This is a genomic window from Streptomyces albidicamelliae (assembly GCF_025642175.1).
Classification (GTDB): domain Bacteria; phylum Actinomycetota; class Actinomycetes; order Streptomycetales; family Streptomycetaceae; genus Streptomyces; species Streptomyces albidocamelliae.
Genome location: NZ_CP106795.1, coordinates 6,085,855 through 6,110,256 on the forward strand (window position 1 = coordinate 6,085,855; position 24,402 = coordinate 6,110,256).

General features: G+C 71.7%; 24 protein-coding genes. 10 read left to right on the plus strand and 14 right to left on the minus strand.

The genetic code is table 11. The features are described 5' to 3' along the window. Positions 1 to 90: 90 nt before the first annotated feature. Positions 91 to 1,035, minus strand: coding sequence for a hypothetical protein (locus tag N8I86_RS27830; RefSeq protein WP_185091619.1), 945 nt, complete (start codon positions 1,033 to 1,035; stop codon positions 91 to 93). 80 nt (positions 1,036 to 1,115) lie between these two features. On the opposite strand from N8I86_RS27830, the gene N8I86_RS27835 reads away from it, so the two are divergent. Both N8I86_RS27835 and N8I86_RS27840 read left to right on the plus strand, forming a co-directional pair. After that, positions 1,116 to 1,310, plus strand: a complete 195-nt coding sequence (locus N8I86_RS27835) for a DUF3046 domain-containing protein (protein ID WP_263278958.1) — start codon at positions 1,116 to 1,118, stop codon at positions 1,308 to 1,310. A 130-nt stretch (positions 1,311 to 1,440) separates the two neighbouring features. Then, positions 1,441 to 2,688 (plus strand): AI-2E family transporter, encoded by a 1,248-nt coding sequence (locus tag N8I86_RS27840; protein ID WP_198960483.1) that lies wholly within the window; start codon positions 1,441 to 1,443, stop codon positions 2,686 to 2,688. Between the two features lie 95 nt (positions 2,689 to 2,783). On the opposite strand, the gene N8I86_RS27845 is transcribed toward N8I86_RS27840, so the two are convergent. Further along, complete coding sequence (locus N8I86_RS27845; protein WP_263278959.1) at positions 2,784 to 3,536, minus strand: hypothetical protein; 753 nt, start codon at positions 3,534 to 3,536, stop codon at positions 2,784 to 2,786. Between the two features lie 324 nt (positions 3,537 to 3,860). Between N8I86_RS27845 and recA the strand changes: the two genes are divergently transcribed. The 3 genes from recA to N8I86_RS27860 all read left to right on the plus strand — a co-directional run bounded on the left by recA (position 3,861) and on the right by N8I86_RS27860 (position 8,635). Beyond that, positions 3,861 to 4,988, plus strand: a complete 1,128-nt coding sequence (gene recA, locus N8I86_RS27850) for a recombinase RecA (RefSeq protein ID WP_263278960.1) — start codon at positions 3,861 to 3,863, stop codon at positions 4,986 to 4,988. A gap of 3 nt (positions 4,989 to 4,991) precedes the next feature. Beyond that, a complete protein-coding gene (gene recX / locus N8I86_RS27855) occupies positions 4,992 to 5,828 on the plus strand; it encodes a recombination regulator RecX (protein WP_263278961.1) in 837 nt (278 codons plus the stop codon). 278 nt (positions 5,829 to 6,106) lie between these two features. Next, a complete protein-coding gene (locus N8I86_RS27860; RefSeq protein WP_263280161.1) occupies positions 6,107 to 8,635 on the plus strand; it encodes an FtsX-like permease family protein in 2,529 nt (842 codons plus the stop codon). A 67-nt stretch (positions 8,636 to 8,702) separates the two neighbouring features. On the opposite strand, the gene N8I86_RS27865 is transcribed toward N8I86_RS27860, so the two are convergent. The 8 genes from N8I86_RS27865 to N8I86_RS27895 all read right to left on the minus strand — a co-directional run bounded on the left by N8I86_RS27865 (position 8,703) and on the right by N8I86_RS27895 (position 15,021). After that, positions 8,703 to 9,083 (minus strand): rhodanese-like domain-containing protein, encoded by a 381-nt coding sequence (locus tag N8I86_RS27865; protein WP_073897925.1) that lies wholly within the window; start codon positions 9,081 to 9,083, stop codon positions 8,703 to 8,705. 74 nt (positions 9,084 to 9,157) lie between these two features. Then, the gene (locus N8I86_RS27870; RefSeq protein WP_260148841.1) at positions 9,158 to 9,691 is read right to left on the minus strand and encodes a cupin domain-containing protein; all 534 of its coding nucleotides are present in this window, start codon (positions 9,689 to 9,691) and stop codon (positions 9,158 to 9,160) included. 67 nt (positions 9,692 to 9,758) lie between these two features. After that, complete coding sequence (locus N8I86_RS39440) at positions 9,759 to 9,920, minus strand: putative leader peptide (RefSeq protein ID WP_385326882.1); 162 nt, start codon at positions 9,918 to 9,920, stop codon at positions 9,759 to 9,761. A gap of 2 nt (positions 9,921 to 9,922) precedes the next feature. Next, positions 9,923 to 11,530, minus strand: coding sequence for an FAD-dependent monooxygenase (locus tag N8I86_RS27875; protein ID WP_263278962.1), 1,608 nt, complete (start codon positions 11,528 to 11,530; stop codon positions 9,923 to 9,925). Positions 11,531 to 11,707: 177 nt separating this feature from the next. Continuing rightward, a complete protein-coding gene (locus N8I86_RS27880) occupies positions 11,708 to 12,598 on the minus strand; it encodes an amino acid ABC transporter permease (protein ID WP_073897777.1) in 891 nt (296 codons plus the stop codon). Continuing rightward, the gene (locus tag N8I86_RS27885; RefSeq protein WP_263278963.1) at positions 12,595 to 13,260 is read right to left on the minus strand and encodes an amino acid ABC transporter permease; all 666 of its coding nucleotides are present in this window, start codon (positions 13,258 to 13,260) and stop codon (positions 12,595 to 12,597) included. The genes N8I86_RS27880 and N8I86_RS27885 overlap by 4 nt, the downstream gene beginning before the upstream one ends. A gap of 79 nt (positions 13,261 to 13,339) precedes the next feature. Then, on the minus strand, positions 13,340 to 14,176 hold the full coding sequence (locus tag N8I86_RS27890) for a glutamate ABC transporter substrate-binding protein (protein ID WP_073897773.1): 837 nt from the start codon (positions 14,174 to 14,176) through the stop codon (positions 13,340 to 13,342). Positions 14,177 to 14,244: 68 nt separating this feature from the next. Then, positions 14,245 to 15,021: an amino acid ABC transporter ATP-binding protein gene (locus N8I86_RS27895; RefSeq protein ID WP_073897771.1), complete on the minus strand. Its 777-nt coding sequence runs from the start codon at positions 15,019 to 15,021 to the stop codon at positions 14,245 to 14,247. Between the two features lie 293 nt (positions 15,022 to 15,314). On the opposite strand from N8I86_RS27895, the gene N8I86_RS27900 reads away from it, so the two are divergent. Together N8I86_RS27900 and N8I86_RS27905 are read left to right on the plus strand one after the other, a co-directional pair. Beyond that, positions 15,315 to 16,001 (plus strand): response regulator transcription factor, encoded by a 687-nt coding sequence (locus tag N8I86_RS27900; protein WP_073897769.1) that lies wholly within the window; start codon positions 15,315 to 15,317, stop codon positions 15,999 to 16,001. Between the two features lie 9 nt (positions 16,002 to 16,010). Continuing rightward, the gene (locus N8I86_RS27905) at positions 16,011 to 17,426 is read left to right on the plus strand and encodes a sensor histidine kinase (protein WP_123439942.1); all 1,416 of its coding nucleotides are present in this window, start codon (positions 16,011 to 16,013) and stop codon (positions 17,424 to 17,426) included. Positions 17,427 to 17,530: 104 nt separating this feature from the next. On the opposite strand, the gene N8I86_RS27910 is transcribed toward N8I86_RS27905, so the two are convergent. Next, on the minus strand, positions 17,531 to 18,529 hold the full coding sequence (locus N8I86_RS27910) for a TAXI family TRAP transporter solute-binding subunit (RefSeq protein WP_073897765.1): 999 nt from the start codon (positions 18,527 to 18,529) through the stop codon (positions 17,531 to 17,533). A gap of 118 nt (positions 18,530 to 18,647) precedes the next feature. Here N8I86_RS27910 and N8I86_RS27915 point away from each other — a divergent pair, with 118 nt between their 5' ends. Beyond that, entirely contained in the window at positions 18,648 to 19,046 is a 399-nt protein-coding gene (locus N8I86_RS27915; protein ID WP_123439944.1) for a pyrophosphohydrolase domain-containing protein, read from the plus strand. 168 nt (positions 19,047 to 19,214) lie between these two features. Here the strand turns inward: N8I86_RS27915 and N8I86_RS27920 are convergent, their stop codons facing one another. From N8I86_RS27920 to N8I86_RS27930, 3 genes are all read right to left on the minus strand, one after another. After that, positions 19,215 to 20,648 carry a hypothetical protein gene (locus N8I86_RS27920; RefSeq protein ID WP_263278964.1) on the minus strand — a complete coding sequence of 478 codons (1,434 nt, stop codon included), beginning with the start codon at positions 20,646 to 20,648 and terminating at the stop codon, positions 19,215 to 19,217. Between the two features lie 302 nt (positions 20,649 to 20,950). Next, positions 20,951 to 21,394 carry a MarR family winged helix-turn-helix transcriptional regulator gene (locus tag N8I86_RS27925; RefSeq protein WP_073897759.1) on the minus strand — a complete coding sequence of 148 codons (444 nt, stop codon included), beginning with the start codon at positions 21,392 to 21,394 and terminating at the stop codon, positions 20,951 to 20,953. Between the two features lie 46 nt (positions 21,395 to 21,440). Then, the gene (locus tag N8I86_RS27930) at positions 21,441 to 21,800 is read right to left on the minus strand and encodes a DUF6204 family protein (RefSeq protein WP_123439945.1); all 360 of its coding nucleotides are present in this window, start codon (positions 21,798 to 21,800) and stop codon (positions 21,441 to 21,443) included. A 214-nt stretch (positions 21,801 to 22,014) separates the two neighbouring features. Here N8I86_RS27930 and N8I86_RS27935 point away from each other — a divergent pair, with 214 nt between their 5' ends. Both N8I86_RS27935 and miaB read left to right on the plus strand, forming a co-directional pair. Continuing rightward, positions 22,015 to 22,764, plus strand: a complete 750-nt coding sequence (locus tag N8I86_RS27935; protein WP_263278965.1) for a PP2C family protein-serine/threonine phosphatase — start codon at positions 22,015 to 22,017, stop codon at positions 22,762 to 22,764. Positions 22,765 to 22,843: 79 nt separating this feature from the next. Continuing rightward, a complete protein-coding gene (miaB, locus tag N8I86_RS27940; protein ID WP_263278966.1) occupies positions 22,844 to 24,373 on the plus strand; it encodes a tRNA (N6-isopentenyl adenosine(37)-C2)-methylthiotransferase MiaB in 1,530 nt (509 codons plus the stop codon). Positions 24,374 to 24,402 lie beyond the last annotated feature (29 nt).

Consider the following 24,402-nt stretch of genomic DNA (forward strand, 5'->3'; position numbering starts at 1 on the left):
ACGCCGGCATGATCCAAACGACAGGCCCTGGGTCCGGGCGGACCGCCTCGGCCGACGAACGGGCTCCGGGCCGACCGCCGCGGGGTCCGCTCAGCCCACGAAGCGGCCGTACGCCCTGAGCGTGCGCAGCGCCTCGATCGTCACCATGGGGCGCGCCTCGAGCGTGGGCGCGGCCGCCCACTGGCGCCAGCGGACGGGCCAGCCGCCGTCCTCCTGCTGCTCGGCGGCCAGGTGGTCCAGCGAGCGGGCCATCTCGCCGTCGGTGAACCACGCGCGCGCGAGCGACGCCGGGCTCCTCGCGAAGTCGTGCGGGAAGTGGTGCTCGCCCGGGGCGTAGCCGGGCGCCACCGGATACGCGCCGAGATCGTCCGGGTCCAGCGCAGCGAGCCGCTGCTCCCGCACCAGGCGGCCCAGCCGGTCGGCGGCCGCCTCCGCGCGTGGGCGGTCGGGCGCGGAGTCCAGGAAGGCCACGGCGGCCTCCACCTCGTAGGGGTGGGACTTCTCCAGGGACTCGACGGCCCGCCAGCAGAAGTCGGTGGCCCGGAACAGCCAGGCGTGCCACACCTCGTTGCGGTGCAGCAGACCGACGACGGGGCCGGTGGCCAGCAGCTCGCTGGGCGGATCGTCCACGACCGGGACGAACGGTGCCGTCGGATACCCGCGCTGGCCGGGACGGACCGCCGGCAGCGCGCCGTCCGGTGTGGAGACGGCGGTCAGATAGCGGCACACCCGCTCGACCCGCTGTCCGGCGCAGCGCCCGATGGCGTCGAGCACCCGCAGCGCGTGGGCGGTGTGCAGGGGCTGGCTCACCGGTCCGCGCAGATCGGGCTCCAGCGCGTGCCCGTAGCCGCCGTCCTCGTCGCGGTAGGCGTCCAGCGCCGCTTCCACCGCGTCCGGGGCGCCGTGCAGGAAGTGGTACGCGAAGAGACGCTGCTCCAGCACGCGCGCGGTGAGCCACACGAACTGCTCGGCGCGGAAGAGCGGGGAACGCGTCAGGGGTGCGGCGGGGGATCGGGTAGGTCCTGATTCGGCCATGCGTCAGACCGTAGGGCGGAAAGCGGTCTCGGCAAGCGGTCCCGGGCGGGGCCCACTCTCAGGGGCGGGATACTGGTGTCATGCGGTTGACGGTCTTCTGGCAGCGGATGGCGGAGCACTTCGGTCCGGGGTACGCCGACACGTTCGCGCGCGATCACGTCATGTCGGACCTGGGTGGACGCACCGTGAACCAGGCGCTCGACGCCGGCTGGGACGCCAAGGAGGTATGGCGCGTGGTCTGTACGGTCATGAACGTGCCAGGGGAGAGGCGCTGACGGCCGCCCGGCCGACAGCTGACTGAAATGTCCTGGTCCGGGCCGTGGCGGCGGCGGCCGAACGGAACTTCTCGGTCACGAAAGGCGCAGGTGGGCGCCGGTTGTCGGTGGAGTCGGCGAGACTGGGCGCGTGGCACCCACTGACGAGGAAAACCAGCCGCCCGCCCGGCCAGCAGATCCGACCGGCGCGACGCCGCCCGAACGGCCCCTGGCCGCCGGCACCGTCGCCCCGGCCGCGCGCATGCCACGCTGGCTGCCCCGCGCCATGGTGCTCGCGCTCGCGCTGATCGCGGCGTTCCAGCTGGGCAGCTGGGCCTTCCACCAGTTGACCGCGCTGCTGATCAACATCCTGATCGCGTTCTTCCTGGCCCTGGCGATAGAGCCCGCGGTGAGCCGGATGGCCGCCCGCGGCATGCGCCGGGGGCTCGCCACCTTCCTGGTCTTCTTCGGGCTGGCGGTCGTCACCGCCGGGTTCATCACCCTGCTCGGCTCCATGCTCGCCGGGCAGATCATCAAGATGGTCGAGGGATTCCCGGACTACCTGGACTCGTTGATCAACTGGATCAACCAGTCCTTCCACACCGAGCTCCGGCGGGTGGACGTCCAGGAGGGTCTGCTCCACTCCGACTGGCTGCGCAAGTACGCCCAGAACAGCGCGGCGGGCGTGCTCGACGTCTCCGCGCAGGTGCTCGGCGGGCTCTTCCGGCTGCTGACGGTCGCGCTGTTCTCGTTCTACTTCGCGGCCGACGGGCCCCGGCTGCGCCGCGCCCTGTGCTCCGTCCTGCCGCCGGCACGCCAGGCGGAGGTGCTGCGCGCCTGGGAGATCGCCGTCGACAAGACCGGCGGCTACCTCTACTCGCGCGGCCTCATGGCGCTCATCTCCGGGGTCGCGCACTACATCCTGCTGGAGGCGCTGGGCGTGCCGTACGCGCCCGTGCTCGGCGTGTGGGTCGGCCTGGTCTCGCAGTTCATCCCGACCATCGGGACGTACCTGGCGGGCGCGCTGCCCATGCTGATCGCGTTCACCGTCAATCCCTGGTACGCGGTGTGGGTGCTGGTCTTCGTCGTGGTCTACCAGCAGTTCGAGAACTACATGCTGCAGCCCAAGCTGACCGCGAAGACGGTCGACATCCACCCGGCGGTCGCCTTCGGCTCCGTCATCGCGGGCACCGCCCTGCTCGGTGCCGTCGGCGCCCTGATCGCCATCCCCGCGGTGGCCACCCTGCAGGCGTTCCTCGGGGCGTACGTGAAGCGGTACGACGTCACGGACGACCCCCGGGTCCTCGGTCACCGCGGCAGCAGGTCGAGCAGCCCCGGTGTGCTCGTGCGCGTACGCCGGCTGTGGGCGGGCCGGCCCGGGACGGAGGAGCCGTCGTAGCGGCCGCCTCTTCCGGGGTGCGGCCCGGCGGGGGCCCGGCCCCCCTCCCGGGGTGCGGCCCGGCAGATGCCCGCACGGGTGCGCGCGCGGCGGCGTCAGTAGGTGAGAGCCGCCCACACGCCCGCCGCCGCGACGGCCGTCGCGTAGCAGCCCGTCGCGGCGGCCACGATCCGCTCGCGCGTGCGCTCGCCCCTCGGCGTGCGGGCCAGCAGCCGGGCGAGCAGGGGGAGGACGAGGACGGCGTGCAGGCTCACGCCGTGCAGCGGCTTGAGCGGAGCCGTCGAGTGGTAGGCGGCCTCCTGGTGTCCGGTCCGGGTCAGGACGACACCGCGCGCGATCATCGCCGCGCCCGAGGCCAGCGCCACCAGCAGCAGCGCGAACCCGGAGCGCACCGCGAGCGGCATACCCGCGGGGCCCGCCGGCCGGTGCCGGAAGGACGCGACGGCGAAGACCGTGAGCACGGCCACCAGGACACCGCCGCCCACCGCGAGCGTCATGGACACGGCCGTGTTCAGGGGCGACTCCATGTTCAGGTGCGAGGGCACCCGGCGCCAGGCCTGGAGCGTGATGCCGCCCACCTCCACCACGCAGTCCGCGGCGAGGACGAGCAGCAGGACCGTCCGCAGCCGCTCACCGGTCCGCAGGTACGACGTGACCCAGGTGATCGCGATCAGCGTCACCCCGAAGGAGAGCCCGAAGGTGACGGGCTTGCGCCAGGAGACGGGACCGTCCCAGGGGCCGCCGTCGACGGCGAACACCACCAGGTGCACCAGACCGGCCAGGACCAGCAGCGATCCGGTGACGTGACATACGCGGTCCACCGTGCGCGGAACCCTCGGAATCCTCATGGGCCAAGGCTCCCGGGGGCGGTCCGCACCGTCGTCGTCCGGTCGAAGACACCCTCGGTACGCCACCGGGAGTAGCGGCACCCGGCTGCCCGGGAGGCGGTGGGGGAGCAGTCCCGGTGGCCGCGTGGCGCGCTTGACACCAAAATCGAACATCCATTCTTATAGGAGCTCAGGCAAGGCTTCCGGTAGGGGATTTCGACCCGGTATGTCGGGAAAGGTCCCGCGGTTGTCCACAGGCTGGGCCGGCGTCGGGGCGCATTGTCAGTGGCAGGCGTTAGCGTCTTTGACGTGAAGCGATCGACTCAAGCAAACCGGGTGGAACCCATGGCAGGAACCGACCGCGAGAAGGCGCTCGACGCCGCGCTCGCACAGATTGAACGGCAATTCGGCAAGGGCGCGGTCATGCGCATGGGCGAGCGGTCGAAGGAGCCCATCGAGGTCATCCCGACCGGGTCGACCGCACTCGACGTCGCCCTGGGCGTCGGCGGCCTGCCGCGCGGCCGTGTCGTGGAGATCTACGGACCGGAGTCCTCCGGTAAGACGACCCTGACCCTGCACGCCGTGGCGAACGCCCAGAAGGCCGGCGGCCAGGTCGCCTTCGTGGACGCCGAGCACGCCCTCGACCCCGAGTACGCGCGCAAGCTCGGTGTCGACATCGACAACCTGATCCTCTCCCAGCCGGACAACGGCGAGCAGGCCCTGGAGATCGTGGACATGCTGGTCCGCTCCGGCGCCCTCGACCTCATCGTCATCGACTCCGTCGCCGCGCTCGTCCCGCGTGCGGAGATCGAGGGCGAGATGGGCGACAGCCACGTCGGTCTGCAGGCCCGTCTGATGAGCCAGGCGCTGCGGAAGATCACCAGCGCGCTCAACCAGTCCAAGACCACCGCCATCTTCATCAACCAGCTCCGCGAGAAGATCGGCGTGATGTTCGGCTCCCCGGAGACCACGACCGGTGGCCGGGCGCTGAAGTTCTACGCCTCCGTGCGCATCGACATCCGCCGCATCGAGACCTTGAAGGACGGCACGGAGGCGGTCGGCAACCGCACCCGCTGCAAGGTCGTGAAGAACAAGGTCGCCCCGCCCTTCAAGCAGGCCGAGTTCGACATCCTCTACGGCCAGGGCATCAGCCGCGAGGGCGGCCTGATCGACATGGGCGTGGAGCACGGCTTCGTCCGCAAGGCCGGCGCCTGGTACACGTACGAGGGCGACCAGCTCGGCCAGGGCAAGGAGAACGCGCGCAACTTCCTCAAGGACAACCCCGACCTGGCCAACGAGATCGAGAAGAAGATCAAGGAGAAGCTGGGCGTGGGGGTCCGGCCGGAGGAGCCCGCCGCCGAGTCGGCTGCCGACGCCGCGGGGACCGCCGCTGCCGCCGACGACGCCAAGACGGTGCCCGCCCCCGCTGCCGCCAAGGCCACCAAGCCCAAGGCCGCCGCAGCCAAGAGCTGACCCGTGACACGACGAACCGACTGGGCCGAGTACGAGTACGCCACCCCCGGTGCCCCACGGGGGAGGGGCACCGGGGGCCACCCGGACTCCGCCCCGACGGGGGACGACGACGGTCACCCGTACGACGGACACCGCGGCCAGGACAGCCATGAGGACGACGGCAGCGGGTACCGGGCCGGCGCGGGCGACGAGCCGCACGGGGGCGGCGCGCCCGGCCGCGGCACCGCCGGAACGCGCGGCGGCCGGGCACGCGGACGGCGCCGACGCGGCTTCGGGGACGCGCCCGGTGAGGACGAAGGCGCCCCTTCCTCGTCGAGGGCCGAGCGGGGGGAGTCTTCAGGGGACCCGGCTGAGCGGGCACGGGCGATCTGCCTGCGCCTGCTCACCGGGACCCCGCGCACCCGCAAGCAGCTCGCTGACGCCCTGCGCAAGCGGGAGATCCCCGATGAGGTGGCCGACGAGGTGCTGTCGCGGTTCGAAGAGGTCGGCCTGATCGACGACGGCGCCTTCGCCGGCGCCTGGGTGGAGTCCCGGCACCACGGACGGGGGCTCGCCCGCCGCGCACTCGCCCGGGAACTGCGCACCAAGGGCGTCGACTCGGCACTCATCGACGAGGCCGTCTCCCAGCTCGACTCCGAGCAGGAGGAGACGACCGCCCGGGAACTGGTCGCCCGAAAGCTGAGCGCCACCCGCGGCCTCGACCGCGACAAGCGACTCCGCCGCCTCGCCGGCATGCTCGCCCGCAAGGGCTACCCCGAGGGCATGGCCCTCCGTGTCGTCCGCCAGGCCCTGGAGGAAGAGGGCGAGGACACGGACTTCCTCGGAGACGGGGACTTCTGACGGCATAGGGCGTCCGCCGGAGCCGGCCGGCCGACGCCCCCCCCAGCGCTGAACGCACGGCCACCCCCTGACACCTTCGCGTCCGCGTCAGCCGGCATCACCGGCCCCGACGGAGGATGGTGGGGTTACCCCCCTCCCGAGACGCCGGGCCACCGCAGTGCTCTCACACCACCGCACGAGCGAGTCTGTACGCACGCCCCGACCACGGCACGCACCGCCGAGGCCGACCGCGTACGACACAACCGATGCGCACAACAGAACAGAAGAGAGCCCGCCCGATGATGCTGCGCTATGCCCTCAAGACCGTCCGTGCCCGCAAGGCGGGGTTCCTCGGCGCCTTCCTCGCCCTGATGTGCGCCGCAGCCCTCATCACCGCCTGCGGCACCCTCCTCGACACCGGCCTGCGCGGCACCATCCGCACCGAGCGCTACGCCGCGGCTCCCGTCGTCGTCTCCGGCGACCAGTACGTCCACCGGACCACCGTCAAACACAAGCACGGGAAGACCAAGGTCAAACACAAGGCGAAGCCCATCGCCGAGCGGGCCTGGATCCCCGAGCGACTGCGCGGCAGACTCGCGCACACCCCGGGCGTGGAGCGGGTCGTCCCCGAACTCACCTTCCTCGCCGAGCCGTTGACGAAGAACCACGCCGACGGCCGCACCGCCTACGGGCACGCCTGGGAATCCGCCGCGCTCACGCCGTACCGGCTGACGAAGGGCAGCGCGCCCCGGACCGCCGGTGACCTGGTCGTCGACGACGACCTCGCCGCCCGCGCCCATCTGCGGCCCGGCGACCGTCTCACCGTGCAGTCCACGCGGGCCCCGCGCAGCTACCGGATCACCGGTATCGCCACGCCGGCCACCGCCGTACGCCACCAGACGTCCCTCTTCTTCACCGCCACCGAGGCCCGTCGGCTGGCCGCACACCCCGGCCGGGTCAGCGCGTTCGGCGTGCTGCCGGAGAAGGGCGCGGACCCCGAGCGCGTACGGCAGGCCGTGGACAAGACGCTGCACGGCACCACCGCCCGGGTCAGCACCGGAGACGCCCGGGGCCCCGTCGAGTTCCTGGACGCGGCGGCCGCCCGCACCCGTCTGGTCAGCATGGGCGGTGCCATGGGCGGCACCTCACTGCTCGTGGCCGTGCTCGTGGTGGTCGGCACCTTCGCCCTCACCGTCCAGCAGCGCCGGCGCGAACTCGCCCTGCTCCGCGCCATCGCCGCCACACCCGGACAGATCCGCAAGCTCCTCGGCCGGGAGGCGCTGATCGTCGGCGCGGCGGCGGGCACCACCGGCGCACTGCTCGGGCTCCCGCTGGGCGCCTGGCTGCACTCCCGGTTCGTCGCCCTCGGAGCCGTACCCGCCACCCTCGAACACACCGTCAGCGTCTTCCCGCCGCTCGCCGCGCTCGCCGTCACCCTGCTCGGCGCCTGGGCCGCGGCCCGGATCGCCTCCCGCAGGGTCGCCAGAATCCGCCCCGCCGAAGCCCTCGCCGAAGCCAGGGCCGAGCGCACCCGCCCCGCCTGGGGCCGCATCGCCGCCGGACTGCTGCTCCTCGCCGGCGGAGTCGTCCTCGTCGTCCTCCTCACCTCCCTGCGCACCGAACCCGCCTCGACGCCCGTGACCTTCCTCGCCGTCGTCGTCCTGTCCACCTCCGTCGCCCTCCTCGGTCCCCTCCTGGTCCGGGCCGCCGCCCTGCTGCTCGCCGGCCCGCTCCGGCTCACCGGGCACGGGGGCCGCCTGGCCACCGCCAACCTGCGTGGCAACGCCGCCCGGATGGCCTCCGTCGTCACCCCCCTCACCCTGCTCATCGGCATGACCTGCACCGTCCTGTTCGTCCAGTCCACGCTCGGCGATGCCGCCCGCACCCAGGCCCGCGAAGGCGTGCGAGCCGACTGGGTCGTCGCCGCACAGGGCCCCGGCGTCCCCGGCGAGGCCGCACGGCGACTGCGCGCGCGGCACGACACCGTCACCGAGGTGGTCCGCACGACCGTCCGCATCGGCCTCGACAAGTACTCCGCACAGGGCGTCACCCCGGCCGGCCTGACCCGCACCTGGGACCCCGACGTCACCGCCGGCTCCCTCGGCCGGCTCGCCCCCGACACCGTCGCCGTCAGCGAACTGGCCGCCGATCAGCACCACCTGAAGCCGGGCAGCACCCTGAGACTCACCCTCGGCGACGGCACGCCCGCCACGCTCACCGTCGCCGCCGTCTACGCCCGCGGTCTCGGCTTCGGCGACCTCACCTTCGCCCACGACCTCGTCGCCCGCCACGTCGACAACCCGCTCGCCTCCTCCGTCCTCGTCACCACGACCCGTACACAGAGGGAACTCGCGACTACCCTCCGTGAGTTCCCGGGGCTGCAGATTCTTTCCCCGGCCGCGGCCGACGGCCTCCAGGCCGAACGGCAGCAGACGAACGCCGAGGTCAACTACCTGGCCATGGGGCTCGTCCTCGCCTTCACCGCCATCGCCGTCGTCAACACCCTCGCGATGTCCGTCGCGGAACGTGTCCGCGAGTTCGCCCTGCTGCGCCTCGCCGGAGCCACCCGTCGCCAGGTGCTGCGCATGCTGCGCACCGAAGTGCTGTCGGTCCTGCTCCTCGCCACCTCGCTCGGCAGCGGAATCGCCCTGGCGGTGCTCACCGCGTTCAGTCTCGGCATGACAGGCCTGGCCGCCCCCTCGGTCACGCCCCTGCTCTACGTCACCGTCGTCGGGATCGCCGGCCTCCTGGCCCTCGTGGCGAGCGCGGTGCCGGGACGGGCGGCCCTGCGGGTGCGGGCGGTCACGGTGGCCACCGCGCAGGAGTAGGCCCGAGGCCGGAGAAATGCGGAACCCCCGTGCCGCGCACGGGGGCTCCGTATGCCTCGGGCCGCCTTCAACGGGATGCCGGCTCCACCGGCAGGCCTGCCGACCGCCACGCCTGGAAGCCGCCCACCAGGTCCGTGGCCCGGTGCAGGCCCAACTGCCGGAGGGAGTCCACGGCCAGGCTGGAGGCGTATCCCTCGTTGCAGATCACCACGACACGCAGATCGTGCCCGGTGGCCTCGGGCACGCGGTGGCTGCCCTGCGGATCGAGACGCCACTCCAGTTCGTTGCGTTCGACGACGAGCGCGCCCGGGATCAGCCCGTCCCGGTCACGCAGTGCCGCGTACCGGATGTCGACCAGCAAGGCGTCACCGGTGCGCGCCGCCTCGTGCGCCTCTCGCGCCTCGACGCGCTGGTATCCGGCGCGGACACGATCCAGCAACGCGTCGATGCCGACCGGCCGTTGACCGCTCGTACCCGCTTCCGTTCCGGCCGTGCCCGTCGGTCGTGCGTGCGTGGCGTCGTTCACTGCCAGTCCTCCGGGCGTTCGACCTGCTCCAGGCGCAGTACCTGGCCGGTGCGGCTGTAGCGGCGGATGCGCGGCAGCGGCGGGTAGTAGGCGTGCACCGAGACGGCGTGCCGGTCCGTGGACTCGTTGAGCACCTCGTGCACATGGTGGTGGCCGAAGGCACGGCCGTTCCCGGCGGACAGCCGGCGCTCGCGGTCGACGCCCTCGTCGAGTTCCAGGGTCTTCCAGCCGTCGGTGGGCAGCCGGGCGGCGAGCGAGTACTCCGTGAGCTCGCCCGACGCGGTGAGGAAGGCGCCGATCGAGTCGGCGTGGTCGTGCCAGCCGGTGCCGGTGCCGGGCGGCCAGCCGATCAGCCAGGCCTCACTGCCACCGGGCCCCTCCAGCCGCACCCAGGTGCGGCCCTCGGGGTCGAGCGGGAGGGAGGCGATCAGCTCGGCGTCGGCCGCCGTGCGCCGTACGAAGTCGAGGAGGTCCGCCTGACTGGGCGCGGCGCCTACGGCAGGGGACGCGGAAGGAGAGGAGACAGACACGTACACCGTCCTGAGGAAGGTTCGCGGAACGGGCGCGCGAAGGCGCCCGGAAGAGGGGGATGCGAATTCAGCAGGACGGACGACACACGCAGCCCGCGTAGCGGACGAGGTCCATATGGACCCTCCGCCACAGGCGCACACAGGTGTCGGTCACGATCCGGAGTACAGCACGCCGCCGTAGCCCGGTCAACTCACCGTCACCATGTGGACAGAGGGTGACGGCGCCCACGGTCAGCGCGCGCCGGAGGGGGCCTCCGCCGGTTCCTTCACCTCGCCGCCCACCGCGGCCTCGGCCGCCGCGTACAGGTCGGCCGGCCGGACCCCGCTCAGCGCGGTGACCAGGTGGCCGTCGGGGCGTACGAGCAGCACGCTGTGCGCCGGCGCACCCGGGTAGCTCTCCGCCACCAGCAGCTCCGCCGGGTGCGGCAAAGCGGTCACGGCCGCCGCCAGCCGCGGCATGACACCGGCGGAGACCCAGTGCTTGCGCTCCCACACGCCCGTCCCGGGAGCGATCAGGACGACGAGCAGCGCGCCCCGGCCGAGCCGGTCGCGCAGTTGGACGAAGGAACCGTCCTCCGCGGTCACCCGTACGTCCGTGACCTGCGCGCCGGCCGGGGTGTCCACCGCGATGTCCGCCTCCAAGTGCCGGGGAGCGAGCGGAGAGTCGGCGTACGCCCCCGGCGCACCCAGCGGCCCGCGCCCCAGATGACCGTCGGCGAGCAGGGCGTCCTGGCCCCGGGACGTCCCCGGCACGATGTGACGCAGCCCGCCTCCGCCGCGCAGTATCGGAAGCGTCTGGTCGGCTGCGCGCAGCCGGGCGGCCACCGCCGCGCGCCGCTCGGTCTGGTAACTGTCCAGCAAGGCCTCGCGCGGGCCGCGGTGCCAGGCGACGGCCAGCTTCCAGGCCAGATTGTCGGCGTCGCGCAGGCCCTCGTCGAGGCCCTGGGTGCCGAACGCGCCCAGCAGGTGCGCCGCGTCCCCGGCGAGGAAGACCCGGCCGACCCGCCACCGGCGGGCCAGCCGGTGGTGCACGGTGTGGACCCCGGTGTCCAGCAGCTCGTAGACCGGCGTGGCACCGCCGGACCAGCCCGCGAGGGTCTCGCGGACCAGGGCCACCAGGGTCTCGGGCGTCACCAGGTCCTTGCCCGGCGGCAGCAGCCAGTCCAGGCGCCACGCGCCGTCCGGGACGGGGCGGGCGGTCACCTCCCCGGCCGAGGGCCCGGACTGCCGCCACGGCGGTGTCCGATGGAACAACGCCCGACCCTCCCAGGGAAGTTCCGCACGCAGCGTGGCGACGGCGTGTCGTTCCACCGCCGTACGGCCCGGAAAGCGGATGTCCTGGAGTTTGCGGACGGTCGAACGGGTGCCGTCGCAGCCGACCAGGTAGCTGCCGCGCCACCAGGTGCCGTGGGTACCGCGGGTGTGCGCGCTGACGCCGGAGCGTTCCTGCTCGATGGCGTCGAGGCGGCTGTCCACCGCCACCTTGACCAGCGGTTCCTCGGCGGCGGCGGCGGCGCGCAGGGCCTGGGTGAGGACGTGCTGGGCGATGTGCAGCGGGGCGGCGGGGTCGTCCTCGCCGAACTCCACCTCGGTCACCACCTGCTTGCGCCGCAGGGACCGCCATCCGGTCCAGCGCACGCCGTGCTCCCCGAACGGCACCCCGGTCAGCCGCTCCAGCAGGGCGGCCGTGTCCTCACGCAGTACGACGGTGCGCGCCGGACGGGGTTCGTCCTTGCCGGGCCCCTCGTCCAGGACGACGGTCGGCACCTCCTGACGCGCCAGCGCGAGGGCGAGCGTGAGCCCGACGGGCCCCGCTCCGACGATGATCACCGGGTCCATGACGCGGCGCCCCCTGCCCGTGACGATGCCCTGACGGTCACAAGTGAACAGGAAGGTGGAGCGGGGTGCACGATCACAGAACGTATGCAACCCATTGGCAGAGTTTGCGTCAAGCGAACGGAGGCAGTGGCGATCATGCCACTGCCTCCGGGTGGTGCATTCGGGTCTGAACGGGTGTCAGGCCGCGGTTCCGGTCGAGGCCGTGCCCGCGATGTCCGCCACGTCCTGGGCTCCGAGCACCGCACCGCTCGACTTCTTGCGCCGCCGCAGCCGGCGCTCCAGCCAGCTCGCGAAGGAGGTCAGCGAGAAGTTGATGATCACGTAGATCAGTGCGATGACGGTGAAGGAGGCGATGGTGTTGGCGCCGTAGTAGCCGGTCATCGGGTTCGCCGAGGCGAGCAGTTCCGGGTAGGTGAGGACGGCGCCGCCGAGCGCGGTGTCCTTCACGATGACGACCAGCTGGCTGACGATCGCCGGGAGCATCGCGGTGACCGCCTGCGGCAGCAGGATGAGCCGCATCACCTGGTTCTTGCGCAGGCCGATCGCCATGGCCGCCTCGGACTGGCCCTTCGGCAGGGCGAGGATGCCCGCGCGGACGATCTCGGCGAGCACCGACGCGTTGTACAGCACCAGGCCGGTGACGACCGCGTACAGCGGGCGGTCGTCGGAACTGACGTCCGTGTACTGGCTGTACAGCTCGTTCCCGAAGATCATCAGGACCAGCACCGGGATCGCGCGGAAGAACTCGACCACGACCGTGGCCGGGACCCGCACCCACACATGGTCCGAGAGCCTCGCGATGCCGAGGACGGCACCCAACGGCAAGGCGATGATCATTGCCAGGGCGGCGGCCTTCAGGGTGTTCCGGAGGCCCGGCCAGAGGTACGCCGTGTACGCCTCGGAGCTGAAGAACGGTTTCCACAGCACCCAGTCGAGCTGGTGCTTCTCGTCGAGGGCCGCGTACACCCACCAGACGACGGCCGCGGCCGCGACTATGAAAGACACCGTGTAGAGGATGTTGCGCCGCTTGGCGCGGGGACCCTGGGCGTCGTACAGGACCGAACTCACCGCTTCACCGCCACCTTCTTGCCCACCCAGCCGAAGATCAGACCGGTCGGCAGGGTGAGGCAGATGAACCCGAAGGCGATGACCGTGGAGATCTGCAGCAGCAGCGCCTCCTTGTCCAGCATCTCCTTCATCAGGTACGCCGCCTCCGCCACACCGATCGCCGCGGCCACAGTTGTGTTCTTCGTCAACGCGATCAGTACGTTGGTCAGGGGGCCGACGGCCGCGCGGAAAGCCTGCGGGAGTACGACCGCGAACAACACCTGGGTGAAGCTCAGGCCGAGGGCCCGGGCCGCCTCGGCCTGACCGACCGGCACCGTGTTGATGCCGGATCGAATCGCCTCGCAGACGAAGGCCGACGTGTAGAGGATCAGGCCCAGCACGGCCAGCCGGAAGTTGACCGCGACGACGTCGTGGGCACCGAGGCTGATGTTCAGTGTCTGGTTGAGGCCGAGCGAGGCGAACAGGATGATCACCGTGAGCGGGATGTTCCGCACGATGTTCACGTACGCGGTGCCGAAACCACGCATCAGCGGCACCGGGCCGACCCGCATGGCGGCCAGCAAGGTGCCCCAGACGAGGGAGCCCACGGCGGACAGCAGCGCCAGCTGCACTGTTGTCCAGAAGGCGCCCAGTACGTCGTAACCTTCAAGAAAGTCGAACACGATCTCCCGCGCTTCCGCGTGTAGGGATGCCCGGGCGCGCCGCCTCCGTCAGGAACGGCGGCGCGCCGGGGGCATTGCCTCAGCTCTTGACGTCGCCGATCTTCGGGGCCTGCTCGTTCTTGTAGTTGGCCGGGCCGAAGTTCTTCTTCACGGCCGCGTCCCACGAGCCGTCGGAGACCATCGACTCCAGGGCCTTGTTGATCTTGGCCTTGAGGTCGCTGCCCTTCTTGACACCGATGCCGTAGTTCTCGTTGGTCATCTTGAAGCCGCCGAGCTTGAACTTGCCCTTGAACTGCGACTGCGAGGCGTAACCGGCGAGGATCGAGTCGTCCGTGGTCAGGGCGTCGATCGCCTTGTTCTGGAGGCCGGTCAGGCAGGCGGAGTAGGTCGGGTACTCCTGCAGCTGCGCCTTCGGGGCCAGCTTGTCCTTGACGTTCTGCGCCGACGTCGAGCCGGTCACCGAGCACAGCCTCTTGCTGTTCAGGTCCGACGGCGACTTGATCGTCTTGTCGTCGGCACGGATCAGCACGTCCTGGTGGGCCAGCAGGTAGGGGCCGGCGAAGTCGACGAGCTTCTCGCGCTCCGGGGTGATCGAGTAGGAGGCGGCGATGAAGTCGACGTCCCCGCGCTTCAGCATCGTCTCGCGGTCGGCGCTCTTCGACTCCTTCCACTCGATCTTGTCCGCGCCGTAACCGAGCTTCTTGGCCACGTAGGTCGCCACGTCGACGTCGAAGCCCGCGTAGCCCTGCGGGGTCTTCTGGCCGATGCCCGGCTGGTCGAACTTGATGCCGATGGTGATCTTCTTGCCGCCGCCGGAGGAGCTGTTGTCGTCCTTCTTGTCGCCGCCGCACGCGGTGGCTGCCACGGACAGGGAGAGCAGGACGGCCGAGGCGGCGGTGACCTTGCGGAGCTTCATGGTGAACATCCTTTGAGTGGTGAGGAACGAGGTCCCTGCGGCGCGGATGACGCGACCGGGGTGTGCCGTCAGTGGTGCAGGATCTTGGACAGGAAGTCCTTGGCCCGGTCGCTGCGCGGGTTGCTGAAGAACTGGTCGGGCGCAGCCTGTTCGACGATCCGGCCGTCCGCCATGAAGACGACACGATTTGCAGCCGATCGTGCGAAGCCCATCTCGTGGGTGACGACGACCATGGTCATCCCCTCACGGGCGAGCTGCTGCATGACCTCGAGGACCTCGTTGATCATCTCGGGGTCGAGGGCGGAGGTCGGCTCGTCGAAGAGCATGACCTTCGGGCCCATGGCCAGCGCCCGCGCGATGGCCACACGCTGCTGCTGGCCGCCGGACAGCTGGGCGGGGTACTTGTCGGCCTGGGTGCCCACGCCGACCCGGTCGAGCAGGGCCCGCGCCTTCTCCTCGGCCTGCTTCTTGTCCGTCTTGCGGACCTTGAGCTGGCCCAGCATCACGTTCTCGAGCACGGTCTTGTGCGCGAAAAGGTTGAAGGACTGGAAGACCATGCCGACGTCCGCCCGCAGCCGGGCCAGTTCGCGGCCCTCGTGCGGCAGCGGCTTGCCGTCGATCGTGATGGCGCCCGAATCGATCGTCTCCAGGCGGTTGATGGTGCGGCACAGGGTCGACTTTCCGGACCCGGAGGGCCCGATGACCACGACGACCTCGCCGCGGGCGATCGTCAGGTCGATGTCCTGGAGCACGTGCAACGCGCCGAAGTGCTTGTTGACGCTCTTCAGGACGACCAGTTCGTCGGATGCGGCCGCGTCCTCCTTGGCCACCGATACATTGGTCATCGCTCTCGGGCTCCGTCCTCCTCGGTTTCCGAGGACAGTAGTGAGCGGCTGTGACCTGCGTCATCACATCTGAGGGAGATCTGAGCATCACGATCCGATAGCAAGCGGACACATGTCGTAGCACTTGTGACCTGCGTGCGTATCGGCCGGATAACGGAAGCGGCGGGCAACCCGAACCCTCTTGACGCCGTCCTTACCAATCGGCGTCACTGCCATGGTGCACGCGCGCGTACGACGAGTACACGGCGCGGGAGAACCGAGACCGTACGACCGCTGAACCGGAGGGGGACGGAGTGAGACTGCTCCTCGTCGAGGACGACAACCACGTCGCCGCGGCGCTGTCGGCTGTTCTCGCGCGGCACGGCTTCGACGTCACCCACGCGCGCAGCGGCGAGGAGGCCCTCCAGGCGCTCGTCCCCGAGGGCGCGGGTTTCGGCGTGGTCCTGCTCGACCTCGGCCTGCCCGACCAGGACGGCTACGAGGTCTGCGGCAAGATCCGCAAGCGCACCAGCACCCCGGTGATCATGGTGACCGCGCGGTCCGACGTCCGCTCCCGCATCCACGGGCTCAACCTGGGCGCCGACGACTACGTCGTGAAGCCGTACGACACCGGCGAGTTGCTCGCCCGTATCCACGCCGTCAGCCGGCGCACCGTCCACGAGGACGTGGCCGCCGCGGCCGAGAACGCCCTGCTCCTCGGTTCCGTCCGTATTGAACTGCCCACCCGCCAGGTCAGCGTGGACGGTTCGGTCGTCCAGCTGACCCGCAAGGAGTTCGACCTCCTCGCGCTGCTCGCCCAGCGGCCCGGGGTGGTCTTCCGGCGGGAGCAGATCATCAGCGAGGTCTGGCGCACCAGTTGGGAGGGCACCGGCCGCACCCTGGAGGTGCACGTCGCCTCCCTGCGCGCCAAGCTGCGCATGCCCGCGCTGATCGAGACCGTGCGCGGCGTCGGCTACCGGCTCGTCGCCCCGGCCGCCTAGCGAGGACGGGTGCGTACACGCCTCCTCCCACTGCTCATCGTCCTGCTGGCGGCCGTCCTGCTCGCCCTCGGCGTCCCGCTGGCCGTCAGCTGGGCCGCCGGCCAGCAGCAGCGGGTCGTCGTGGACCGGATCGACGACACGGCACGCTTCGCCGCGCTCGCCCAGTTCGTCAGCGACGGGCCCAGCGGTTCCCGCCGCACCACCACCGACGGGCGGTGGGAGACCCTCCGCAGCGAGATGGAGAGCTACTACGGCGTCTACGGCATACGCGCGGGTGTTTTCTACCGCAACGGTTCGGCGATGGCCAACGCACCCGGCGACTGGTTCGTACCGCCCGCGGGGGAGGTGCGCGAGGCGTTCGACGAGGCGCTGCTCAGCCGCCGCAGCCACGACCCGAAGCAGGTGTGGCCCTGGCAGCGCAGCCGGCTGGTCGTCGCCTCCCCGGTGATCCGGGACGGGGACGTCGTCGCGGTGGTGGTGACCGACTCGCCGACCGGGCAGATGCGGTCGCAGATCCTGCGCGGCTGGCTGTTCATCGGAGCCGGTGAGATCGCGGCCATGCTGCTCGCCGTCGGCGCCGCGCTGCGCCTGACCGGCTGGGTACTGCGCCCCGTGCGGATCCTGGACGCCACCACCCACGACATCGCCACCGGACGCCTGAAGTCCCGCGTGGCGGTCGGCGGCGGGCCGCCGGAACTCCGACGGCTGGCCCGCTCGTTCAACGAGATGGCGGACAACGTCGAGGACGTGCTGGAGCAGCAGCGCGCCTTCGTCGCCGACGCCTCGCACCAGTTGCGCAACCCGCTCTCGGCGCTGCTGCTGCGCATCGAACTGCTCGCCCTGGAGCTCCCCGAGGGCAACGAGGAGATCGCCTCGGTCCGCACCGAGGGCAAGCGCCTCGCGCAGGTCCTGGACGACCTGCTCGACCTGGCGCTGGCCGAGCACGCCGAGGCGGACCTCCGGCTGACCGACATCGGAGCCCTGGCCGAGGAGCGGGTGGCCGCCTGGTCACCGGCCGCCTACGCCAAGGACGTCCGGCTCACCGGCGACCGCCCGCCCCTCACCGCCTGGGCCGACCCGATCGCCCTGTCCAGCGCGCTGGACGCGGTGATCGACAACGCCGTGAAGTTCACACCCGAGGGCGGCACCGTCGAGGTGACCGTGTCCGCGGACGGCGACACCTCCACGGTCGTCGTCACCGACACCGGCCCCGGACTCACCGGCGAGGAACTCGAGCGCGTGGGCGACCGCTTCTGGCGCAGCGGCCGGCACCAGAACGTCAAGGGCTCGGGCCTCGGCCTGTCGATCACGCGTGCGCTGCTCGCGGCGGGCGGCGGCTCGATCGACTACAGCCACCACGAGCCGCGCGGGCTGCGGGTGACGGTCTCGGTACCGCGGAACGCGGACAGCGGACAGCGGGTCTGACCGGTTCGAGGACCTGGCCGGCCGGGCCGTGCGCGCCGGCGCGAGGTGGGCGAAGCCCCGCTGCGGACGCCCGCGGCGGACGTCCGCAGCGGTACACCGGATGGCTAAGGCTTCATCGACCGGTAGTAGCGCCGGGCGCCCTCCTGGAGGGGCAGCGGGTCGGTGTAGATCGCGGTGCGCAGGTCCACCAGCTGCGCCGAGTGGACGTGGGCGCCGATGCCGTCACGGCTGTCGATCACCGTACGGGTCACCCACTCGGTCAGCCGCGGATCGACGTCCGCGCGCGTGATCAGCACGTTGGACACCGCGATCGTCGGCACCTGAAGACCCTGCTGCACGGCGGGATAAGCGGATTCGGGGATGTTGGCGGCCCGGTAGTAGCGGGCCTCCTGGCCTTCGTCGTGCAGCCTCGCGATCAGCTCGTCGTCGATCGGCACGAAGGAGAACGCGGACTTCTTCGCCAGCGCGACAAGCCCCTTGGTGGGCAGGCCGCCCGACCAGAAGAAGGCGTCGATCTTCCCCTGCTGAAGCCGTCCCGGCCCGATGTCGATGCCGTCGGAGACCGGCGTGATGTCCTTGCGCGGATCGATCCCCGACGCCCGCAGCACCCGGTCGGCGATCAACCGGACGCCCGAGTCGGGCAGCCCGGTCGCCACCCTCTTGTGCCGCAGGTCGGCGACGCTCTTGATGGCGGAGCCGCGGCGCACGACGAGCTGCACGTAGTCGTCGTAGAGCCTGGCGACGCCGCGCAGCCGCCCGGCGCCCTCGCCGTGGCGCAGCTCGTACGTCTCCACGGCGTCGGCCGCCGCGATGGTGAAGTCCGCCTTCCCGGTGGCCACCCGCTGGACGTTCTCCTGCGAGCCCGCGCTCGTGAGGAGCTTCACCTCCAGGCCGGGCATGTCCTTGGCCATCTCGTTGCGCAGCCGCTCGCCGTACTCCTGGTAGACGCCCCGGGACGTCCCGGTGCTGAAGACGATCGTCCCGCTCGGCGGCTTCTCGCCCAGGGGCAGCAGCCACCACAGCAGCAGCCCGAGGGCCACGGCACCGGCGGTCGCGCTCTGCAGCGCCCGGCGCCTGCTGATACGGGGGAACACCTTGGACATGCGGCGATCCTGCCAGGCGACGCGCGCGGCTGGCCAGGGCCGAGGTCACTCCGGGGCCGGACACGCCCAGCCGGGACGGCCCGGCGGCTGTGTCAGTGGCCGCCGTTAGAGTCGGCGTATGACCACTTCGCCCGCCGACCTCGTCCGTGAGTTCCACCGCGCCTTCGGCCTCGACACCCGCAGCACGCCCGCCGAGGTGGCCCCCGAACTGGCCGCGCACCGCGGGGAACTGCTCGCCGAGGAAGCCGCGGAGGTCGCCGAGGTCGCCGTCGAGGGCCCGCTGGACCGGCTCGCCCACGAGCTGGCGGACGTGGTCTACGTCGCGTACGGCACGGCTCTGGTCCACGGCATCGACCTCGACGAGGTGATCGCCGAGATCCACCGCGCCAACATGAGCAAGCTCGGCCCGGACGGGCAGGTCGCCCGCCGGGCCGACGGCAAGGTCCTCAAGGGCGAGCACTACCGCGCGCCGGACGTGTCGGCCGTGCTGCGCGGCCAGGGCTGGATACCGGGCTGAGCCGCCCGGTACGTCCACGCGCCGCGCACGGCGCCGGAGCGGGGCCCACGCGCCGCGCACGGGCCCGGACCGGGCTCGCGTGCCGGAGCCGACCGAGGCGCGAGAACCCGGTCAGGCGCGAGGACCCGGTCAGGCGCGACAGCCCCGCTCACGGTGCCGGAGTGACCGCTACGCCCCCAGCGAGCCGCCCGCCAGTTTCCACTCGCGGTGCAGGGCGCCCAGCGGGATGCTCCGCTGGATGACCGGCGTGCCGAAGATGGACAGCGGAAGACGCAGGGTGCCGGACAGATCGACGCCGCCGTACGCGGCCCAGGTGCCCTCGGCCTTCGGCGGGCTGCCGTCGGAGGCGGCGGTGACCGTCCCGGCGGCTTCCCCGCGCAGGTAGGGGGCCAGGTCCGCGGTGACGCCGACGGTGCCGTAGAGACCGACGGACGCCTCGGCGCCGAGCGCCGTCTTCACGCTTCCGGCCGAGCTGAGCGACGCGCGTACCGGGGTGCTCGTCATGTCCGAGGAGCTGACCGGCGTCCATCCCCGAGCCGGGCCGAAGGTGCCGCCCGCCTTGAAGTCGCCCTTGAGGCTCTGCTCGACGTCGACGGTGACGTGCCCGTCGCCGCTGATCTGCAGGTAGCAGGTGAGGTCCAGGTTGACGACGACCGGGACGGGACCCACTTGGAGGACGGGGTCGGCGTGCAGCTTGGCGAACGGGATGCGCAGCGGTGTTCCGGTGGCCGCGGCGGCCCGGCCCTTGACCGCCCAGCCGGAGGTCCAGTCGCCGGACACACCCAGGTACGCCGACCCGGGCGCGGTGTCGGTCCCGGCGCCGCCGTAGGCGAAGTCGACCTGCGGTGCGACCTGGACGAAGCCGTGCAGGGAGGCGGTGGCGGAGACCGGCGCGTCCTTGGCGGTGGGGATCCCGGCGTTCACGTCGAGCCGCAGGCTGCCGAGCGGCACCTTCGCGCCCTTGGGGCCGACGTGCACGTCACCGGTCTTGGACCAGGACACCTTCACATCGGGCAGCAGCTTGTCGACGGTGAACGCGGACGGGTCGACCGGCACGTCGCCCTTCGCGGTGTCGTCGCCGAGCAGCGCGTTCAGTGTGGCGGGTTCCGTCTGCACCTCCGTGCCGTGATCGGTCTCGCCGATCACCTCGGTGACCTTGGCGAGCAGCCCGTGCGGCGCGCCCGGCGCGGGCGCGCTGGCTATGACGTCGCCGACGGCGGCCGTGCGGGCAGGGGCGGACGAGCCGGCGGAGGGGGTGGGTGTCGCGCTCGGTGAACTCCCCTTCCCCTTGGCCTTGTCGGAGATGACGGCGCGCCGGGTGCGGCTGTCGTACGAGCTGACCTTGAGGGTGGTCCGGTGCGCCTGCGCCTGCCGGCCGGCGGTGCCCGGACCGGCCGTGGCGGTCGCGGTGGCGGTGGGAGCGGCGGCGACGGTGAGCGAGTGGTCCGCGTGGTCGTCGGCGGGGGCGGTGTCGGCCTCGATCCGCTGCCCGTGCTCGGCGGCCGCCGACCGCTCGGCGTGCGGTGCCTGCGAGGAGCAGGCGGAGGCGAGGAAGAGGGTGGTCACGGCGAAGGCGGGCAACAGGACACGCCTGTGCCTCATGCGTCTGCGCAAGGTTGTTCCTGGAGGAGGTGGGGGGTGGCGAAGAGGTACTCGACATGCACCGAGGAACGGCCTACTCACAGGTAGAACCAATCGGTAACTCGGTGATGGGCCATGAGCATGCCATGGCCGCCCTCACCGGCCCCTCACAAACCGGCCACATCGCAACGTGACCTGCCACACGGCGAGTTCGCGTCAGAGATGACCGAAACCGTGAGCGGGTCGCCATCTGCGGGACAGGGCGACCCGTTCCCGTCTCCCTTGCCGGCGACCGGACGGCCGCTCGGGTGGGCGGGCCGAACTCAGCGTCCGGCAAGCCCGGTTCCGCCGAGTCGGGTCAGCAGGCCCGACAGCAGCGCGAGGTCGTCCCCACCCCACGCCGGACCGGCGAACAACTCCCCGGCGGTCTCCTCGGCCGTGGCCGCCATCTCCCGGAGCCGTTGCCGGCCCGTCCCGGTCAGTGAGGCGTAGGCGACCCGCGCGTCCCGGGCGTCCGGTTCGCGGGTCACGAGGCCGATCCGCTCCAGAGGAGCCAGTCCCCGGGTGACCCCGGAAGCCGTCAGTCCCAGCGCCTCGGCCAGATCGACCCGGCGCATCCGGCCGCCGGGCGCCTCGCCCAGCCGTAGCAGCAGGGTGAAGTCGGCGAGGCTGACCCCGTGCAGGCCGCTCAGCCGGGCATCGAACCGTCGTACGAGCGTCGCCTGCGCCCGTACCAGCCGCAGCGCGGCGTCCAGGGCGTCACTCATGGCCGCCGGTTCCTCCATTCATTGCCATCTCCTTGAGTGCGCAAGTTTATGAGCCGAGTGAACGGGCCGCTCGCCGCTGCCGCTTGCTCAGGGGCGCCAGGGAGAGGTCCTCGGCCGTGGACCGCAGGTTCTTGAAGCCGTAGCCGCGCTCCGTCAGCCAGCTCTTCGCCGCCTCCTCGGCCCGCTCGGCCGCCTCCAGGATGTCCTCCTCTTCCTCCCCCGTGTCGGAGAAGCGAAAGGTGAAGGCCGGCCGGGCGGCGATGTCGTAGGCGAGGTGTCCCTCGGCGGTGAACGCGGCTTTCAGAACGTCGTGTTGGGCGGCCTCGGCCAGCAGCGAGGCCCGCTGCGCCTCGGTGAGACCGTCGAAGACACCGCGCACGGTGACGCGGAAGGTACGAGTACTCATTCCGCGACCTTAGACACCACCGGGCCGGACACTCCATCGAGTTTCCGGCGGCCGGGTCGCCGCCGGAAGGACGACCGAATGCGCATCCGCGGGGCGTTCTACCCTTGAAGGAAGGACCAGTGGCGGCGGACCGGCCGGGGTTCGCGGTCGTTCCGGATCCGTAAGGGGGCCACCGGGTCGGCGGTGCCTCCCGCGCGGAAGGCGGTGGCGTTCCATGCGGTACGTGGCGGTGAGCGCGCTGAGTCATCCGGGGCTGCTCCGCGAACGCAACGAGGACAGCCTCGTGATCGGGCCGTGGACGCTGTGCGCCACGGTGACCGAGAGCCCGCAGACCCTCGTCTTCCCGGCCGGCACGCCCCTCGTCGTCGCCGTCGCCGACGGGCTCGGCGGGCATCCCGGCGGCGATGTGGCGAGCGCGCTGGTCGTGCGCCGGATCGCCATGAACGGGCCGGCCCTGAGCGACGAGAACGCCGTCCGTGACGCGCTCGACGCCTGCAACCGCGCCGTGTACGAGGCCGCCGGCGGCGACGCGGGAGGGGAGTTCGCGGCCATGGGGACGACGGTCGCCGGGGCCGTCGTCCTGCCCGACTCGCTGCTGGTGTTCAACGTCGGAGACAGCCGGGTCCTCGCGGCCTCGGAGGACGGGCTCCGTCAGGTGAGCGTCGACGACAGCCCCCCGCTCGAACCCGGAAGGCGCACCACCTCCATCGTGACCCAGTGCCTGGGCGGCACCCGCGCGTACCGGGCCGTCCGCTCCCACGTCACGGCCGAGCCCCTGACCCCCGGCGCCCGCTACCTCATCTGCACCGACGGCCTGACCGATCCGCTGCCACCGGAGGCGATCGAGGAGGTGATGCGGGAGCACGACGACAGCCGGGCGGCCTTCGAGCTGTGGAAGGCCGCCATCGCGGAGGGCGGGCCCGACAACATCACGCTCGCGATCCTGCGTGTGTCGGACGAGTAGACGGTCGGCCCGGAAGCGGGGCCGTTCCCTCCGGGAAGCGCGGGAGAAGGGGCTCCGGGGAACCGCCTACTCTTGATGCATGACCAGCAGCAGCGACCGGAGCCCGGCAGTGGACGTTCGATCATCCAAGACGTACGAGATCCGCACCTACGGGTGCCAGATGAACGTCCACGACTCCGAGCGATTGTCCGGACTGCTGGAGGAGGCCGGGTACGTGCGCGCGCCCGAGGGGTCGGACGGGGACGCGGACGTCGTCGTCTTCAACACCTGCGCCGTACGGGAGAACGCCGACAACCGGCTCTACGGCAACCTCGGCCGGCTCGCGCCGAGGAAGGCCTCGCGGCCCGGTATGCAGATCGCGGTCGGCGGCTGCCTCGCGCAGAAGGACCGCGACACCATCGTCAGCCGGGCGCCCTGGGTGGACGTCGTCTTCGGCACCCACAACATCGGCAAGCTGCCCGTGCTGCTGGAGCGCGCCCGCGTCCAGGAGGAGGCGCAGGTCGAGATCGCCGAGTCGCTGGAGGCGTTCCCGTCCACCCTCCCGACCCGGCGGGAGAGCGCCTACGCGGCCTGGGTCTCGATCTCCGTCGGCTGCAACAACACCTGCACCTTCTGCATCGTCCCCGCGCTGCGCGGCAAGGAGAAGGACCGCCGGCCCGGCGACATCCTCGCCGAGGTGGAGGCGCTGGTCGCCGAGGGCGTGTCCGAGATCACGCTGCTCGGTCAGAACGTCAACGCCTACGGCTCGGACATCGGCGACCGCGAGGCCTTCAGCAAGCTGCTGCGCGCGTGCGGCCGGATCGAGGGGCTGGAGCGGGTCAGGTTCACCTCCCCGCACCCGCGCGACTTCACGGACGACGTCATCGCCGCCATGGCCGAGACGCCGAACGCGATGCCGCAGCTGCACATGCCGCTGCAGTCCGGCTCGGACACCGTCCTGAAGGCGATGCGCCGCTCCTACCGGCAGGACCGGTACCTCGGGATCATCGAGAAGGTGCGGGCGGCCATCCCGCACGCCGCGATCACCACCGACATCATCGTGGGCTTCCCCGGCGAGACCGAGGAGGACTTCGAGCAGACGCTGCACGTGGTCCGCGAGGCGCGGTTCGCCCAGGCCTTCACCTTCCAGTACTCCAAGCGCCCCGGCACCCCGGCCGCGACGATGGACGACCAGATCCCCAAGGAGGTCGTCCAGGCGCGCTACGAGCGTCTCGTCGCCCTCCAGGAGGAGATCTCCTGGGAGGAGAACAAGAAGCAGGTCGGCCGCACCCTGGAGCTGATGGTCGCCGAGGGCGAGGGCCGCAAGGACGGCGCCACCCACCGCCTGTCCGGCCGCGCCGCCGACAACCGCCTGGTCCACTTCACCAAGCCGGAGCAGGAGGTGCGCCCCGGTGACGTGGTCACCGTCGAGGTGACGTACGCCGCCCCGCACCACCTCCTCGCCGAGGGCGCCGTCCTCGACGTGCGCCGCACGCGCGCGGGGGACGCCTGGGAGAAGCGCAACGCCGCCGAGGCCGCCAAGCCGGCCGGCGTCATGCTCGGTCTGCCGAAGATCGGTGTGCCGGCGCCGCTGCCGGTCGCCACGGGCAGCGGCTGCGGCTGCGACTGACCGAAGCCGGACACTCGCCGGCAGCCGGA

Coding starts and splice junctions, on each gene's coding strand:
- N8I86_RS27895 (WP_073897771.1), bottom strand. CDS start 15,021: ATGACCAATGTATCGGTGGCCAAGGAGGACGCGGCCGCATCCGACGAA.
- N8I86_RS27910 (WP_073897765.1), bottom strand. CDS start 18,529: ATGTCCAAGGTGTTCCCCCGTATCAGCAGGCGCCGGGCGCTGCAGAGC.
- N8I86_RS27925 (WP_073897759.1), bottom strand. CDS start 21,394: ATGAGTGACGCCCTGGACGCCGCGCTGCGGCTGGTACGGGCGCAGGCG.
- miaB (WP_263278966.1), top strand. CDS start 22,844: ATGACCAGCAGCAGCGACCGGAGCCCGGCAGTGGACGTTCGATCATCC.
- N8I86_RS27835 (WP_263278958.1), top strand. CDS start 1,116: ATGCGGTTGACGGTCTTCTGGCAGCGGATGGCGGAGCACTTCGGTCCG.
- N8I86_RS27915 (WP_123439944.1), top strand. CDS start 18,648: ATGACCACTTCGCCCGCCGACCTCGTCCGTGAGTTCCACCGCGCCTTC.
- N8I86_RS27860 (WP_263280161.1), top strand. CDS start 6,107: ATGATGCTGCGCTATGCCCTCAAGACCGTCCGTGCCCGCAAGGCGGGG.
- N8I86_RS27845 (WP_263278959.1), bottom strand. CDS start 3,536: ATGAGGATTCCGAGGGTTCCGCGCACGGTGGACCGCGTATGTCACGTC.
- N8I86_RS27930 (WP_123439945.1), bottom strand. CDS start 21,800: ATGAGTACTCGTACCTTCCGCGTCACCGTGCGCGGTGTCTTCGACGGT.
- N8I86_RS27830 (WP_185091619.1), bottom strand. CDS start 1,035: ATGGCCGAATCAGGACCTACCCGATCCCCCGCCGCACCCCTGACGCGT.
- recA (WP_263278960.1), top strand. CDS start 3,861: ATGGCAGGAACCGACCGCGAGAAGGCGCTCGACGCCGCGCTCGCACAG.
- N8I86_RS27935 (WP_263278965.1), top strand. CDS start 22,015: ATGCGGTACGTGGCGGTGAGCGCGCTGAGTCATCCGGGGCTGCTCCGC.
- N8I86_RS27920 (WP_263278964.1), bottom strand. CDS start 20,648: ATGAGGCACAGGCGTGTCCTGTTGCCCGCCTTCGCCGTGACCACCCTC.
- N8I86_RS27875 (WP_263278962.1), bottom strand. CDS start 11,530: ATGGACCCGGTGATCATCGTCGGAGCGGGGCCCGTCGGGCTCACGCTC.
- N8I86_RS27890 (WP_073897773.1), bottom strand. CDS start 14,176: ATGAAGCTCCGCAAGGTCACCGCCGCCTCGGCCGTCCTGCTCTCCCTG.